This is a genomic window from Enterobacter cloacae complex sp. 397G4 (genome assembly GCF_050031515.1).
Taxonomy (GTDB): Bacteria; Pseudomonadota; Gammaproteobacteria; order Enterobacterales; family Enterobacteriaceae; genus Enterobacter; species Enterobacter hormaechei_C.
On sequence record NZ_JBLGWE010000001.1, the window covers coordinates 4,251,543 to 4,266,040 of the forward strand.

General features: G+C 55.8%; 16 protein-coding genes. 12 read left to right on the forward strand and 4 right to left on the reverse strand.

Annotation, left to right across the window (positions count from 1 at the left end; translation table 11 throughout):
• Positions 1-65 precede the first annotated feature (65 nt).
• From ACQG1Y_RS20455 to ACQG1Y_RS20505, 11 genes are all read left to right on the forward strand, one after another.
• Complete coding sequence (locus ACQG1Y_RS20455; RefSeq protein ID WP_032672035.1) at positions 66-1,364, forward strand: MFS transporter; 1,299 nt, start codon at positions 66-68, stop codon at positions 1,362-1,364.
• A gap of 188 nt (positions 1,365-1,552) precedes the next feature.
• Positions 1,553-2,329 carry a transcriptional regulator ExuR gene (exuR, locus tag ACQG1Y_RS20460; protein WP_047741492.1) on the forward strand — a complete coding sequence of 259 codons (777 nt, stop codon included), beginning with the start codon at positions 1,553-1,555 and terminating at the stop codon, positions 2,327-2,329.
• A gap of 341 nt (positions 2,330-2,670) precedes the next feature.
• Positions 2,671-3,333 carry a DedA family general envelope maintenance protein YqjA gene (gene yqjA, locus ACQG1Y_RS20465; protein WP_003862638.1) on the forward strand — a complete coding sequence of 221 codons (663 nt, stop codon included), beginning with the start codon at positions 2,671-2,673 and terminating at the stop codon, positions 3,331-3,333.
• Between the two features lie 2 nt (positions 3,334-3,335).
• Positions 3,336-3,719, forward strand: a complete 384-nt coding sequence (mzrA, locus tag ACQG1Y_RS20470) for an EnvZ/OmpR regulon moderator MzrA (protein WP_047741490.1) — start codon at positions 3,336-3,338, stop codon at positions 3,717-3,719.
• Positions 3,720-3,862: 143 nt separating this feature from the next.
• Positions 3,863-4,231 carry a DUF1090 domain-containing protein gene (locus ACQG1Y_RS20475; protein WP_017382428.1) on the forward strand — a complete coding sequence of 123 codons (369 nt, stop codon included), beginning with the start codon at positions 3,863-3,865 and terminating at the stop codon, positions 4,229-4,231.
• A gap of 29 nt (positions 4,232-4,260) precedes the next feature.
• The gene (locus ACQG1Y_RS20480) at positions 4,261-4,566 is read left to right on the forward strand and encodes a DUF883 family protein (RefSeq protein WP_003862645.1); all 306 of its coding nucleotides are present in this window, start codon (positions 4,261-4,263) and stop codon (positions 4,564-4,566) included.
• 2 nt (positions 4,567-4,568) lie between these two features.
• The gene (locus ACQG1Y_RS20485) at positions 4,569-4,967 is read left to right on the forward strand and encodes a phage holin family protein (RefSeq protein ID WP_003862647.1); all 399 of its coding nucleotides are present in this window, start codon (positions 4,569-4,571) and stop codon (positions 4,965-4,967) included.
• The gene (locus tag ACQG1Y_RS20490) at positions 4,964-5,260 is read left to right on the forward strand and encodes a YqjK-like family protein (RefSeq protein WP_003862649.1); all 297 of its coding nucleotides are present in this window, start codon (positions 4,964-4,966) and stop codon (positions 5,258-5,260) included. Before ACQG1Y_RS20485 ends, ACQG1Y_RS20490 begins: the two co-directional genes overlap by 4 nt.
• A gap of 247 nt (positions 5,261-5,507) precedes the next feature.
• A complete protein-coding gene (locus tag ACQG1Y_RS20495; RefSeq protein WP_006812075.1) occupies positions 5,508-5,900 on the forward strand; it encodes a DoxX family protein in 393 nt (130 codons plus the stop codon).
• A gap of 72 nt (positions 5,901-5,972) precedes the next feature.
• Positions 5,973-6,959, forward strand: a complete 987-nt coding sequence (locus ACQG1Y_RS20500; protein ID WP_017382429.1) for a glutathione S-transferase family protein — start codon at positions 5,973-5,975, stop codon at positions 6,957-6,959.
• Between the two features lie 106 nt (positions 6,960-7,065).
• The gene (locus tag ACQG1Y_RS20505) at positions 7,066-7,431 is read left to right on the forward strand and encodes a DUF805 domain-containing protein (RefSeq protein WP_015571946.1); all 366 of its coding nucleotides are present in this window, start codon (positions 7,066-7,068) and stop codon (positions 7,429-7,431) included.
• A 38-nt stretch (positions 7,432-7,469) separates the two neighbouring features.
• Here ACQG1Y_RS20505 and yhaJ read toward each other — a convergent pair whose 3' ends face one another.
• Positions 7,470-8,372 carry a DNA-binding transcriptional regulator YhaJ gene (yhaJ, locus tag ACQG1Y_RS20510; RefSeq protein ID WP_045911536.1) on the reverse strand — a complete coding sequence of 301 codons (903 nt, stop codon included), beginning with the start codon at positions 8,370-8,372 and terminating at the stop codon, positions 7,470-7,472.
• Between the two features lie 104 nt (positions 8,373-8,476).
• On the opposite strand from yhaJ, the gene ACQG1Y_RS20515 reads away from it, so the two are divergent.
• Positions 8,477-9,178, forward strand: a complete 702-nt coding sequence (locus tag ACQG1Y_RS20515; RefSeq protein WP_017382430.1) for a pirin family protein — start codon at positions 8,477-8,479, stop codon at positions 9,176-9,178.
• An 80-nt stretch (positions 9,179-9,258) separates the two neighbouring features.
• Here ACQG1Y_RS20515 and ACQG1Y_RS20520 read toward each other — a convergent pair whose 3' ends face one another.
• The 3 genes from ACQG1Y_RS20520 to pflB all read right to left on the reverse strand — a co-directional run bounded on the left by ACQG1Y_RS20520 (position 9,259) and on the right by pflB (position 14,484).
• Positions 9,259-10,563, reverse strand: coding sequence for a serine dehydratase subunit alpha family protein (locus tag ACQG1Y_RS20520; protein ID WP_149500418.1), 1,305 nt, complete (start codon positions 10,561-10,563; stop codon positions 9,259-9,261).
• A 20-nt stretch (positions 10,564-10,583) separates the two neighbouring features.
• Entirely contained in the window at positions 10,584-11,915 is a 1,332-nt protein-coding gene (locus tag ACQG1Y_RS20525) for an amino acid permease (protein WP_017693942.1), read from the reverse strand.
• Between the two features lie 274 nt (positions 11,916-12,189).
• Entirely contained in the window at positions 12,190-14,484 is a 2,295-nt protein-coding gene (gene pflB / locus ACQG1Y_RS20530; protein ID WP_033487675.1) for a formate C-acetyltransferase, read from the reverse strand.
• Positions 14,485-14,498 lie beyond the last annotated feature (14 nt).

Sequence of the window (14,498 nt, forward strand, 5' to 3'; positions counted from 1 at the left end):
CTCCCGGCAACGGTTGAGTTGTTGCCGTGTCCCGACACGGAAATAACATAACGATGAGGTTTTACATGCGTAAAATTAAAGGGTTACGTTGGTACATGATCGCACTGGTGACGCTCGGCACCGTGCTGGGCTACCTGACACGTAACACCGTGGCAGCAGCGGCGCCAACGTTGATGGAAGAGTTACATATCTCCACGCAGCAATACTCTTACATCATTGCGGCTTACTCTGCCGCTTACACCGTAATGCAGCCTGTTGCAGGTTATGTTCTTGATATTCTGGGTACAAAAATTGGTTATGCCTTCTTCGCTGTAGCCTGGGCCGTCTTCTGTGGGGCGACCGCGCTGGCCGGCAGCTGGGGCGGACTGGCGCTGGCGCGTGGTGCGGTAGGTGCTGCCGAAGCGGCGATGATCCCCGCGGGTCTGAAAGCCAGCTCTGAATGGTTCCCGGCAAAAGAGCGTTCAATCGCTGTCGGTTACTTCAACGTAGGCTCCTCCATCGGGGCGATGATTGCTCCGCCACTGGTGGTGTGGGCGATTGTGATGCACAGCTGGCAGATGGCGTTCATCATCTCCGGTGTGCTGAGCTTTGCCTGGGCCATGGCGTGGCTGATCTTCTATAAACACCCGCGCGATCAGAAAAAGCTGTCTGACGAAGAACGTGACTACATTATTAATGGTCAGGAATCTCAGCATCAGACCGACAACGGCAAAAAGATGTCCGTCTGGCAGATCCTGGGCACCCGTCAGTTCTGGGGTATCGCCCTGCCACGCTTCCTGGCAGAACCGGCCTGGGGTACGTTTAACGCCTGGATCCCGCTGTTCATGTTTAAAGTTTACGGCTTTAACCTGAAAGAGATCGCGATGTTCGCCTGGATGCCAATGCTGTTTGCAGACCTGGGCTGTATCATCGGCGGCTACCTGCCACCGCTGTTCCAGCGCTGGTTTGGCGTGAACCTGATTGTGTCCCGTAAGATGGTGGTCACCATGGGCGCCCTGCTGATGATCGGCCCGGGCATGATCGGCCTGTTCACCAGCCCTTACGTGGCTATCGCCCTGCTGTGTATCGGGGGCTTTGCTCACCAGTCTCTGTCCGGTGCGCTGATTACGCTCTCGTCCGACGTGTTTGGTCGTAACGAAGTCGCTACCGCCAACGGCCTGACCGGTATGGCCGCCTGGACCGCAAGTACCCTGTTTGCGCTGGTGGTCGGCGCGCTGGCAGATACGATTGGTTTCAGCCCGCTGTTCGCGGTACTGGCTATCTTCGACCTGATGGGTGCGGTGGTTATCTGGACGGTGCTGAAGAGCAAATCCGCCGATGAACTGGCGAAAGAGTCCCTTGGGGGACCGGCGACGCAGAGTTAGCGTTGTTGTGCCGGGTGGCGGCTACGCCTTACCCGGCCTACAAAACCCATAGGCCCGCGCAAGCGAAGCGCACCCGGCAAAATCTTCTCAAAAGCCGCCTACGGGCGGCTTTTTTCATGGTGAAATCTGGAGAGTGGCACGCAAAAGTGGTATAACAAATCATTCGCCGTACCCTGCCTGGAGCGCATATGGAAATCACCGAATCACGTCGTTTATATCAACAACTTGCCGCCGAGCTGAAAGATCGCATCGAGCAAGGGGTCTATCTTGTCGGTGATAAACTTCCCGCTGAGCGTTTCATTGCGGATGAAAAAAGCGTCAGCCGTACGGTGGTCCGCGAAGCCATCATCATGCTGGAAGTGGAAGGATATGTTGAGGTACGCAAAGGTTCCGGCATTCATGTGATTTCCAGCCAGGCGAAACACTCCCCCACCTCGGACGAAAGTCTGGAGTTTGCTAGCTACGGTCCGTTTGAGCTTCTCCAGGCTCGCCAGCTGATTGAAAGCAACATTGCGGAATTTGCTGCGACGCAGGTGACCAAGCAGGACATCATGAAGCTGATGGAAATCCAGGATCATGCGCGTAAAGAAAAATGTTTCCGCGATTCCGAATGGGACCTGCAATTCCACGTCCAGGTCGCCCTTGCGACTCAGAATACGGCGCTGGCGGCAATCGTTGAAAAAATGTGGACTCAGCGCGTTCACAACCCGTACTGGAAGAAATTGCACGATCACATTGATTCCCGCACGGTAGATAACTGGTGTGACGACCACGACCAGATTCTTAAGGCTCTGATTCGTAAAGATCCGCATGCGGCGAAACTGGCAATGTGGCAGCACCTGGAGAACACCAAACAGATGCTGTTTAATGAAACAAGTGATGACTTTGAATTTAACGCTGACCGCTATCTTTTTGCCGATAATCCGGTCGTTCACCTCGATACCGCGACCAATCTCGCAAAATAATCCCCCGAACGGCTGGCAGGCGCACCGCCGCGCCTTCCGGCCAGACAGGGTAAGAAAACCTCTATAGTGTCAGCCTTTGTAAAATTTCTCGCTCCCCTCCGTGGCTTACGCCAAAATCGTGTTTCCCCTCAAATTCTGTGACGCAGAACGTCGGGCTTTGTTACAATTGGATTCACTTCGTTATTTTGTAAGTTAGTGCTTGCTAACCAGCCAATTAACAGGGAACAGTGTTGGCCACACATCAATGTGTCCGCGAGCGACCATAATGAAATCATAACAATGTCGCCGTGCTGTTTTCCCGAATGACAGGCGTGACGTTAACCGATTTCCAGGAACACTGAATGGAACTTTTGACCCAACTACTGAACGCCCTCTGGGCTCAGGATTTCGAAACGCTGGCCAACCCGTCCATGATTGGCATGCTCTACTTTGTGTTATTTATGATCCTGTTCCTTGAGAACGGTCTGCTGCCTGCTGCCTTTTTACCCGGCGACAGCCTGCTGGTGCTGGTCGGGGTGCTCTGTGCAAAAGGGGCGATGGCTTTCCCGCAAACGGTCCTGCTTTTGACCATTGCCGCCAGCCTGGGCTGCTGGGTGAGTTACATTCAGGGGCGATGGCTGGGTAACACGCGAATCGTTCAGAACTGGCTTTCGCACCTTCCGGCCCATTACCACCAGCGAGCGCACCACCTTTTCCATAAGCATGGGCTTTCCGCCTTACTGATCGGCCGCTTTATCGCATTCGTACGCACCCTGCTGCCCACCATTGCGGGCTTGTCCGGCCTGAGCAGTACGCGCTTCCAGTTCTTTAACTGGATGAGCGGCTTGCTGTGGGTGCTGATCCTGACCACGCTCGGCTACGCGCTGGGTAAAACGCCGGTCTTTATGAAATATGAAGATCAGCTGATGTCTTGCCTGATGCTGCTGCCCGTCGTTCTGCTGGTGTTTGGCCTGGTCGGGTCCCTGGTCGTACTGTGGAAGAAGAAATACGGAGCCAGGGGTTAACGATGGTCATCTCCCCGCTCGCGATGCGCCGCTTCTCTTACGCTATCGTCGCGCTGATGATGTTCAGCGCTCTTATCCTGCTGTGGTCTGCGCTACAGCATCAGGAGTCGACGCTGGCTATCCGTCCTGTGAGCCAGGGAACCAGCGTGCCGGATGGTTTTTCAATCTGGCATCATCTGGACGCAAACGGGATCCGCTTTAAGAGCATCACGCCGCAAGACGATGTGCTGCTGATAAAATTTGACTCCAGTGCGCAAAGCGCCGCGGCGAAAGCCGTGCTGGACCGCACGCTGCCGCAGGGTTACATCATTGCGCAACAGGATGATGACAGCCACGTAGCCTCCTGGATGTCACGGTTACGCGACACGTCGCATCGATTTGGTTAACGACTAAGATTCCGAATATTTTCACCTACTTTGGTGAAACTCCCGTTTACTTACTATGCTTAAGTACGCGGAGCACCCCTCAGATGTTCTCCGCATAGTTCTGGAACACGGTTTACGCCGTAACACAATGGAAGGTTTCTATAATGAAATACCGCATCACTCTGGCTCTGGCCCTTTTTTCTTTAAGCACAGCTTCCTTCGCTATGTCTCTTTGTCAGGAGAAAGAACAGGATATCCAACGCGAAATCAGTTATGCCGAAAAGCATAACAATCAGCACCGGATCGACGGGCTGAAAAAAGCGTTGAGCGAAGTGAAAGACAACTGTACGGACAGCAAGCTGCGTGCCGATCATCAGGAAAAAATCGCTGAACAGAAGGACGAGATAGCCGAGCGCCGTCAAGACCTACAGGAAGCGAAAGAGAAAGGTGATGCGGAAAAAATTGCCAAGCGCGAGAGGAAGTTGCAAGAGGCGCAGGACGAACTGAAAGCGCTGGAAGCTCGCGATTATTGAGTTAACGGAAATCTCAACAGGAGAGAATCATGTCAAAAGATACAACTTCAGAAAATCTGCGCGCTGAACTGAAATCCCTGGCGGACACCCTGGAAGAGGTGCTGAACTCTTCTGCGGATAAATCGAAAGAAGAAGTAAGTAAACTGCGCAGCAAAGCGGAGCAGGCACTGAAAGAGAGCCGTTACCGTCTGGGCGAAACCGGTGACGCGCTGGCGAAACAAACCCGCGAAGCGGCAGCGCGCGCAGACGAATATGTACGTGATAATCCATGGACGGGTGTAGGTATTGGCGCCGCAGTGGGTGTGGTGCTGGGTGTCCTGCTGACGCGTCGTTGATTATGGAAGATCCACGTCACGCACAAGGGCCTGCTAAAAACGTCCTCGGCATCGGCCAGCGTATTCTTACGACGCTGGTCGGGATTGCCGAAACGCGCGTCCGGCTTGCGGTAGTGGAGCTGGAAGAGGAGAAAGCCAACCTCTTCCAGATGCTGCTCATGCTTGGGCTTACGATGCTCTTTGCCGCGTTTGGTCTGATGAGCCTGATGGTGTTAATCATCTGGGCTATCGATCCACAGTATCGTCTGAACGCGATGATTGCGACTACCGTGGTTCTGCTGGTGGCGGCGCTGATAGGCGGTATCTGGACCCTGCATAAAGCGCGCACGTCGACCTTCCTGCGCCATACGCGCCAGGAGCTGGCCAACGACCGCGCCCTGCTGGAGGATGATAAGTCGTGAGCGACAAAGCCGAACGTCAAAAGCGGAAAGCGTATCTGTTGAGCCAAATCCAGCAGCAGCGGCTGGATTTGTCTGCCAGCCGTCGAGACTGGGTTGAAGCCACGCATCGGTTTGACCGCGGCTGGAACACGGTCCTGAGCCTGCGCTCATGGGCGCTGGTCGGCAGCAGCGTGATGGCGATCTGGTCGGTTCGGCATCCTAACATGCTGATCCGCTGGGCACGCCGCGGCTTTGGCGCCTGGAGCGCCTGGCGGCTGGTGAAAACCACGCTGCGACAACAGCAGTTGCGCTAGCCTTCTTGCCGGGTGACGCTGCGCTTACCCGGCCTACGATTGCGTGTAGGCCGGGTAAGGCGTAGCCGCTACCCGGCAAAACCCCCTCCCTTACTCAATATCTTTGAAGAAGATTAACAGTTTTCCTTGCTAACATTTGCCATCCGCCCCGTTTACACTCCTCTCCATCGACAGCAAAGACGCGGTATCTACCCGAATTTGCAAGCAAATAACGTTTAGCCGCTGATGTGGTTTCCTGGAGAGTAAAATGAAAAAATTAGAAGATGTTGGTGTACTGGTAGCGCGTATTCTGATGCCTGTTCTGTTCATCACCGCAGGCTGGGGCAAAATTACCGGCTATGCGGGCACTCAGCAGTATATGGAAGCGATGGGCGTGCCGGGGTTCCTGCTGCCACTGACCATTCTGCTTGAGTTCGGCGGCGGCCTGGCAGTGCTGTTCGGTTTCCTGACCCGCACTACGGCGCTGTTCACCGCAGGCTTTACCCTGCTGACCGCGTTCATCTTCCACAGCAACTTTGCGGAAGGCGTGAACTCCCTGATGTTCATGAAAAACCTGACCATCGCGGGCGGCTTCCTGCTGCTGGCTATCACGGGTCCGGGCGCCTACAGCATCGACCGTCTTCTGAATAAGAAGTGGTAAGCAGGCTATACTGATTACATTCAAAGCGAGGAGACATCTCCTCGCTTTTGCTATCTGACGGAGGAGTAAAAAATGGGACAACTCGTAGACGGCGTCTGGCAGGATGTCTGGTATGACACCAAATCCACCGGTGGACGCTTTAAGCGCTCTGTTTCGGCCTTCCGTAACTGGCTGACCGCCGACGGCGCACCCGGCCCGAGTGGCGAAGGGGGCTTTGCGGCGGAAAAAGATCGTTATCATCTGTATGTTTCTCTCGCCTGTCCGTGGGCGCACCGCACGCTGATTGTGCGCAAACTTAAAGGTCTCGAATCGTTAATTCCGGTTTCGGTGGTCAACCCGCTGATGCTGGAAAACGGCTGGACGTTCGACAGTGGCTTCCCGGCCGCGACGGGTGATGAGCTTTATCATCACGATTTCCTGTATCAGCTCTATCTGCGCGCCGATCCGCACTACACCGGACGCGTAACGGTGCCTGTGCTGTGGGACAAGAAAAACCAGACGATCGTCAGCAATGAATCCGCTGAAATCATTCGCATGTTCAATACCGCGTTTGACGCGCACGGTGCCCGTGCCGGGGATTACTACCCGGTTGAGCTGCGCGAGAAAATTGACGAGCTGAACGGCTGGATCTACGACAACGTTAACAACGGCGTCTACAAAGCGGGCTTTGCCACCAGTCAGGAAGCGTACGACGAAGCGGTCGGCAACGTGTTTGGATCCCTGGAGCGCCTGGAGCAGATCCTCGGCCAGCATCGTTATTTAGCGGGCGATCGCCTCACCGAAGCAGACATCCGCCTGTGGACGACGCTGATCCGCTTTGATCCGGTATATGTCACCCACTTCAAGTGCGACAAGCATCGCATCAGTGATTACCTGAACCTGCACGGTTTCCTGCGCGACATCTATCAGATGCCGGGGATTGCGGAGACGGTCAATTTTGACCATATTCGCACCCACTATTTCCGCAGTCATAAGACCATCAACCCAACGGGCATTATCTCCATTGGCCCGTGGCAGGACCTGGATGAACCGCACGGGCGCGACGTGCGTTTCGGATAATTATTTAGGGAATCAATTGATTCCCTTTTTTAATTCACAGCATACATCTATCCTTACCTCGATCGCTTAGAAAACAAGTGATTGACTGATTAAGAGGCAAGGAAAAATGGACTGGTATTTAAAAGTACTGCGCAACTACGTTGGATTTGGTGGCCGTGCCCGCCGTAAAGAGTACTGGATGTTCGTTCTGGTGAACTTCGTCCTGATTATGGTGCTGGGCATTGTGGACAAGATCCTCGGCTGGGAACGCGAGGGGGGTGAAGGCATTCTCACCACCATTTATGGTGTGTTAGTTCTGCTGCCTTCATGGGCCGTACTGTTTCGTCGTCTCCACGACACAGATCGTTCGGCGTGGTGGCTGCTGTTGCTGTTGATCCCGCTTATCGGCTGGATCGTGATTTTGATTTTCAACTGTCAGAGCGGAACGCCGGGCGAAAACCGCTTTGGTCCGGATCCTAAGGCAAGCGCGTAAATTCTGCCCGGTGGCGCATACGCTTACCGGGCCTACGCTTATTTGTTGTGGTGGGCAAAGAGCCTGGGAATTTCACGCAAACACCACGATTTGGCTTCGCCCATGCTGTCGCGACGCCACGCCATAATGATATCCACTTCGCTGGTGTATTCCGGGCTGACGACGCGCAGCCGCCCTTCTGCAATGTCCTTTTCGACAAACGGATACGGCATAGTCGCCACGCCCAGCCCCGCCAGGAGTGCCTGTCGCTTATCTTCCAGCGACGTTACCGTCAGTCGCGGCTGTTTATCCAGCAACTGTACCGTTAACACCGGGCGCTCTCGGGCGGTATCCGCGACCGCCACACCGCGGTATTTCACGCGCGTGACCTCAGAGAGCGGCTCCGGCTCCTGATGGATCGGGTGATCCGGGGCGGCGACGTAGACGTTCATCACGCTGTACAGTTTGCGCGAATTGATTTCTGACGATGAGCGGAAATGCATGTCCGGCGCAATCACGATATCCGCCCTGCCCGTCTCAAGACGCTCCCACGCCCCGGCCAGCACCTCAGTGATGATCGACAACTGGGTATTGGCTTTCGCGGCCAGTCTGTCCACCAGCGGGAACAGCGCCTCGGTGGGCACCAGCGCTTCGGTCACCAGCGTCAGATGGGTTTCCCAGCCGCGGGCCAGCGCTTCGGCATCCGTCGTCAGCTTATCCGCCGCTTCCAGCAATACGCGGCCGCGCTCCAGCAGCATCCGCCCAACGTTGGTGAATTTTGTTCGATGACCGGAGCGATCGAAGAGCACAACATCCAGCTCCTCTTCCAGCTTTTGCATGGTGTAGCTCAGGGCAGACGGAACGCGCCCCAGTTCATCTGCCGCCGCGGCAAAGCTGCCGCGCCTGTCAATCGCGTCCATGACGCGAAGCGCCTCAAGCGTCAATGCTCTCTCTTTAGCCATCTCGTTCTCATTCAGGAAATTTGAACATACCAGGCAGAATATCTGGCTAACAATGCAGCGTCCATACCTTTACCATTGATTTAGTGTAAAGAGAGGTCAAGTTTATGATTACGACAAGAACAGCGAAACAGTGCGGACAAGCCGATTTCGGTTGGTTGCAGGCCCGCTACACCTTTTCCTTTGGACACTACTTTGACCCTAAACTCCTCGGTTACGCTTCACTGCGCGTATTGAATCAGGAAGTGCTCGCCCCGGGCGCGTCCTTCCAGCCGCGCACGTACCCTAAAGTCGATATCCTGAACCTGATCCTGGAAGGCGAGGCAGAATACCGCGATAGCGAGGGCAATCATGTCCAGGCGAAGGCTGGCGAGGCGCTGTTAATTTCCACGCAGCCAGGTATTAGCTACAGCGAGCATAACCTCAGCAAAGATAAAACGCTGACCCGCATGCAGTTGTGGCTGGATGCCTGTCCGGAGCGGGAAAATCCGCTGGTGCAAAAAATCGATCTGAAGGGCGGTAAACAGCAGCTGATTGCCTCGCCAGACGGCAGCAAAGGCAGCTTGCAGTTGCGCCAGCAGGTGTGGTTGCACCATATCGAACTGAAAAAAGGTGAACAGGCGAGCTTCCAGCTTCATGGCCCGCGTGCCTATTTGCAGTCCATTCACGGAACGGTGCATGCGGTCACGCATACGGAAGAGAAAGAAGCGCTCACCTGCGGTGACGGGGCGTTTATTCGTGACGAAGCGAATATCACTCTGGTTGCCGATACGCCGCTGCGCGCGCTGCTGATTGATTTGCCGGTTTAAGATCAACACGCCCCCTCGCTCGATCGGTTCCCTCTCCCTATGGGAGAGGGTTAGAGTCAGGGGTAACGGGTTGGATTAAATCACAACACCTTACTCGCCATAATTTCAATGATCTGCCGGTCCGTCGCCTGCATTGCGCGGCACGCCAGGGCGCACAGGTTAGAGATAGACTGTTCCACGTCGTGCGCCACAATCCCCTCGTTACCCGTCACGGCAGTATCATCCAGCGCCATCATCACGGCTTTCCAGGCGCTGGTAACGCTGGTCGAGACCTTCATTGCGCAGCTGTTAGAAGCCCCATCGCAGATCATCCCGCTCACGTCGCCGATCATACTGCCGATCGCCATGGCAATGGTCTGGTAAGAACCGCCCATCAGCCACGCCATCCCCGCCGCTGCCCCCATTCCGGCCGTTGTCGCCGCGCACAACGCGGACAAGCGCGGAAGCTGGTAGTGGATATAGATAGCCGACAGATGCGAGAGCATCAGCGCCCGCGCCAGCCGTTCGTCATCGGCCTGAACGTGCTCAGCCACCACCACTACCGGCATGGTGGCGGTGATGCCCTGATTCCCGGAACCCGAGTTGCTCATCGCCGGCAGCGTCGCGCCTCCCATGCGGGCATCCGAGGCTGCGCTGGTGCGGATAATAATGTCTGAACCCAGATCCTGCGCCATCCAGCCGCGTGCGCGCTGTTTATTGAGCGTCGCGCCAATATGCAGCCCCCAGTTGCCACGCAAACCTTCGCGGGAGAGCGCATCGTTCAGCCGCCCCGCATCGAGGATAAAGCGGATCGCGTCGAACGGCACCTGCTCTACAAACTCAAGGATCTGCGACAGCGTGGTGGTCGAGAGTACCGCCAGCGGATCGTCGTTGTTCTGGCTCTGACGATCGTCAAGCCTGAAGCGTGTTTCGCCCTGACAAACTACCTCCACCACGCGAGTGTGCCCGCCAGCGATGGTCACCGTCGCCGAGGATTCACCGACGTAAACGCAGGCGCGTGAATAGAGGATCTCCTCGCACGGCTCCTGCAATTTCACCTGCACCAGACCCGCGTTCAGCAGTGCTTTGGCGCGCGTTAGCGCCTCGGCCGACGCGTCTTTCAACACCTCCAGCCCGGCGTGTGCATTACCGCCTGTCGCCCCCAGCGCGGCCGCGATGGGTAAACCGACCATACCGGTGCCGGGCACCGTTACGCCAAGCCCGTTTTTCATCAGGTTCGGCGATACCCACGCCTCGATACGCGTCACCTCACCGTCAAGCTGTCCGGCAGCCATCGCGCACGCCAGCGCCAGCGAGACGGGTTCGGTACAGCCCAGCGCAGGCTTTACCTCTTCCTGCACAGCGCGAATAAAATGGTTCCATAAAGGATTAATTTGCTCAGACATCGTTACGACCTTATTTAACCTCATGAGAAGGCGAGGAAAGGAGAAACACAAAGCAGCAGCCCGGTAATCACAATAATCACCAGCGATACGCCTTTATATTTATGAAGTGCGGGCACTTTGTAGACCAGCCACGCCGGAATTAAGCAACCCACCATCCCGAAAATAGGGCTACAGATGGAGGTGAAGCTCAGCACCGGCGCGTTTAACACAATCGCGCTCCAGGCCAGCAGGATAGCGAACAGCATAATCCCGCGCTGGACGGTGCTTTCATTGATTTTCTCCGCCGGCATTTTGCGGCGCAGGATGTTCATCACGATGCCCTGCGTCGCCTCACGAAAGCCGAGATAGACGCCAAAGAACGCGGTCATCACGGCAAAAATGTTGAGGATCACGCTGACGATTTTGACCCAGCCCGCACCGTCACCGCTGATGAACTGTGCTGCGATTGCCAGGGCGGAAATATTCTGCTCGTAGGCTTTTACCGCCTCGTCGTGCCCCATCGCCAGCGTAAAGGAGACCGCGTAGAAAAAGACCGTCACAAACAGCACGCCAAAGGCGATATTCATTGCCCGCAGCGCTTTATGACGCGCCACCTCAACGGATTTTTCCCGTGAACGATAGGAAATCACCATCGGGCTTAATGTCTGAATAAACAGAATGGAGGTTAAGGTGAAAGGCAGCGTAATAATGGCATTTTTAATCAGCAGGCCCATCGGCGGCAGCATACCGACGTTGGCTAAATGCCAGAGGCCAATCATCGAAAGCCCCAGCGCCGCCACCACAAATAATTTGGTCAGCACCATCAGGCTGGAGACTTTAAACAGCAGTTTTTCACCGCGCGACGAAATGGCGACCAGAATGCAGATCAGGAATAAGCCGTAGAACGGATTTTCCGACAGCAAACCGTCGGTTACGCCGAAGGTGTGTAGGTAGGATGCGCTGTCGTTGGTGATAGCCGTGGAATAGACAAACATCCAGATCACCAGCATCACAAAATAAAGCGCACCCAATAAGATGCCCCAGTTTTTACCTAAATAACCGCTAATGACGCTCGGGTAATCTTTGCATTCCGGTGATTCCGCCAGCGTATTAATAAACAGGCGCTGGAACAGGTACATAGCCGGATAACCAATTATCGACGAGAGTAAAAACACCCACAGCCCCATTAACCCGACCTGCACCGGAAGAAAAACGATGCCCGCGCCGATAGCCATCCCGATACTCATGATGACCCAGCCCGTATCGGTGCTGTCGAATTTGATCGCCTCTCGCCATTCGCTTTCGCTCATTCCCGCCCGCCTTGCCGCAGGGGAATCACTCACAATCACACTGCTGTTTGTTGCCATATTCATTGGGCACTCGCTTATTTTGTAGGGTAACTGGTTGTTTTTATAAGGTTCCGATCGCCAGCGATTGCAAGTCAGAGGGTGCAGGTGTGAGTTATTGATATGGGAAGATCATATCCGGAGCGCGGGAGAAAAAAGTCACAACTTTTATAGGGATTTCCTAAAGCGAGAGAATAATATTACTTCGGGATAGCAGAAAGGAGAGTAAGTTTTCTAAAATTGACGGCGTTCACAAAATTAAAAGCCTCCCCATTTGAGGAGGCTGAAGATGAAGCCTGTATTACATCGCCTGCGTAAACGTCCTCGAAATCACGTCCTGCTGCTGCTCGCGCGTCAGGGCGTTAAACCGCACCGCATAACCTGAAACGCGGATCGTCAGGTTCGGATAGTTCTCCGGATGGGCGACGGCATCCAGCAGCATCTCCCGGTTCATCACGTTGACGTTCAGGTGTTGCCCGCCCTCAATGGTCGCTTCGTGGTGGAAGTATCCGTCCAGCAGCCCGACAAGGTTGGTTTTGCGCACCGGCTCGTCCTTGCCCAGTGCCTGCGGCACGATGGAGAAGGTGTAGGAGATCCCGTCTTTGGCGTAGGTGAACGGCAGCTTGGCGACCGAGGTTAACGACGCCACCGCCCCTTTTCTGTCGCGCCCGTGCATCGGGTTGGCGCCAGGCGCAAACGGCGTGCCGCCGCGACGTCCGTCCGGCGTGTTGCCGGTCTTCTGTCCGTAAACCACGTTGGAGGTGATGGTCAGGATCGACTGCGTCGGTACCGCGTTGCGGTACGTCGGCAGCGCCTGGATTTTCTTCATAAAGCGCTCAACCAGATCGCAGGCGATACTGTCCACGCGATCGTCGTTGTTGCCGTACTGCGGATAGTCGCCTTCGATGACGAAATCGACCGCCAGACCGGTGTGGTCGCGCACCGGTTTTACCGTGGCGTATTTGATGGCCGACAGGGAATCCGCCGCCACCGACAGCCCGGCAATGCCGCAGGCCATGGTGCGGTAGACGTCCCGATCGTGCAGCGCCATCAGCGAGGCTTCGTAGCTGTATTTATCATGCATGTAGTGAATGAGATTCAGCGCGCTGATGTACTGCACCGCCAGCCAGTCCATGAAGTGATCGAGGCTCGCCATCACGGTGTCGTAATCCAGTACCTCATTCAGCAGCGGCTCGGTTTTAGGCCCCACCTGGATCTTCAGCTTCTCATCCACCCCGCCGTTGATTGCGTACAGCAGCGTTTTGGCGAGGTTGGCGCGTGCGCCGAAGAACTGCATCTGCTTGCCGATCACCATCGGGCTGACGCAGCAGGCAATGGCGTAGTCGTCGCTGTTGAAGTCGGCGCGCATCAGATCGTCGTTCTCGTATTGCAGCGAGGAGGTGACGATCGACACCTGCGCGGCGTATTTCTTGAACGCGATCGGCAGTTGTTCGGACCAGAGGATCGTCAGGTTTGGCTCCGGCGCAGGCCCCATGGTGTGCAGGGTATGCAGGTAGCGGAAGCTGTTTTTGGTCACCAGCGTACGGCCATCCAGCCCCATGCCGCCAATCACTTCCGTGGCCCAGATCGGATCGCCGGAGAAGAGCGTGTCGAACTCCGGCGTGCGCAGGAAGCGTACCATGCGGATCTTCATGATGAAGTGGTCGATCAGCTCCTGGGCCTGCACCTCATTCAGCCTTCCTGCCTGCATGTCGCGTTCAATGTAGATATCGAGGAACGAGGCCGTGCGCCCCAGCGACATCGCCCCGCCGTTCTGGGATTTCACTGCGGCAAGGTAGGCAAAGTAGACCCACTGCACCGCTTCCTGCGCATTCATCGCCGGACGTGAAATATCAAAGCCATAGTTCGCCGCCATCTGCTGGATCTGGAGCAACGCACGTTTATGCTCCGCCAGCTCCTCGCGCAGGCGGATCGTGGCCTCCAGATCTTCTCCGCGCTCCAGTTTCCCCTGGAGATCGGCGAACTGAAGTTCACGCTCGCGCACCAGATAGCTGATGCCGTACAGCGCCACGCGACGGTAGTCGCCGATGATGCGTCCGCGCCCGTAGCCGTCCGGCAGACCGGTCAGCACCCCCGATTTGCGGCAGCGCATCATCTCCGGGGAGTAAACGTCAAACACGCCCTGGTTGTGGGTTTTGCGCAGGTCTGTGAAGAGATATTCAAACTGCGGATCCATCTCGCGACCGTAGGCTTCGAACGAGCTGCGGATCATGTTGATCCCGCCGTACGGATGCAGGGCGCGCTTGAGCGGCTTGTCGGTTTGCAGGCCAACGATCGTCTCCAGCTCCTGATCAATATAGCCCGGCCCGTGCGCGGTAATAGTAGTGGCGATGTTGGTGTCAAAATCCACCGGAGCGTGAGTAGCATTCTCCTGACGAATGCCGACCATCACCTTCTGCCACAGCGCCGTCGTTGCTGGCGTCGCCTGTGCGAGGAAAGCTTCATCGCCTTCATAAGGGGTGTAGTTATGCTGAATAAAATCGCGCACGTTAATGGCGTTTTTCCATTCTTCACCGCGAAAGCCGGCCCATGCGTCGCTGTAAGGCGCGACGCCCGTATCGATTGTTACTTTCATCAGATTCTCGCTTT

Coding starts and splice junctions, on each gene's coding strand:
- ACQG1Y_RS20455 (WP_032672035.1), top strand. CDS start 66: ATGCGTAAAATTAAAGGGTTACGTTGGTACATGATCGCACTGGTGACG.
- exuR (WP_047741492.1), top strand. CDS start 1,553: ATGGAAATCACCGAATCACGTCGTTTATATCAACAACTTGCCGCCGAG.
- yqjA (WP_003862638.1), top strand. CDS start 2,671: ATGGAACTTTTGACCCAACTACTGAACGCCCTCTGGGCTCAGGATTTC.
- mzrA (WP_047741490.1), top strand. CDS start 3,336: ATGGTCATCTCCCCGCTCGCGATGCGCCGCTTCTCTTACGCTATCGTC.
- ACQG1Y_RS20475 (WP_017382428.1), top strand. CDS start 3,863: ATGAAATACCGCATCACTCTGGCTCTGGCCCTTTTTTCTTTAAGCACA.
- ACQG1Y_RS20480 (WP_003862645.1), top strand. CDS start 4,261: ATGTCAAAAGATACAACTTCAGAAAATCTGCGCGCTGAACTGAAATCC.
- ACQG1Y_RS20485 (WP_003862647.1), top strand. CDS start 4,569: ATGGAAGATCCACGTCACGCACAAGGGCCTGCTAAAAACGTCCTCGGC.
- ACQG1Y_RS20495 (WP_006812075.1), top strand. CDS start 5,508: ATGAAAAAATTAGAAGATGTTGGTGTACTGGTAGCGCGTATTCTGATG.
- ACQG1Y_RS20500 (WP_017382429.1), top strand. CDS start 5,973: ATGGGACAACTCGTAGACGGCGTCTGGCAGGATGTCTGGTATGACACC.
- ACQG1Y_RS20505 (WP_015571946.1), top strand. CDS start 7,066: ATGGACTGGTATTTAAAAGTACTGCGCAACTACGTTGGATTTGGTGGC.
- yhaJ (WP_045911536.1), bottom strand. CDS start 8,372: ATGGCTAAAGAGAGAGCATTGACGCTTGAGGCGCTTCGCGTCATGGAC.
- ACQG1Y_RS20515 (WP_017382430.1), top strand. CDS start 8,477: ATGATTACGACAAGAACAGCGAAACAGTGCGGACAAGCCGATTTCGGT.
- ACQG1Y_RS20520 (WP_149500418.1), bottom strand. CDS start 10,563: ATGTCTGAGCAAATTAATCCTTTATGGAACCATTTTATTCGCGCTGTG.
- ACQG1Y_RS20525 (WP_017693942.1), bottom strand. CDS start 11,915: ATGAATATGGCAACAAACAGCAGTGTGATTGTGAGTGATTCCCCTGCG.
- pflB (WP_033487675.1), bottom strand. CDS start 14,484: ATGAAAGTAACAATCGATACGGGCGTCGCGCCTTACAGCGACGCATGG.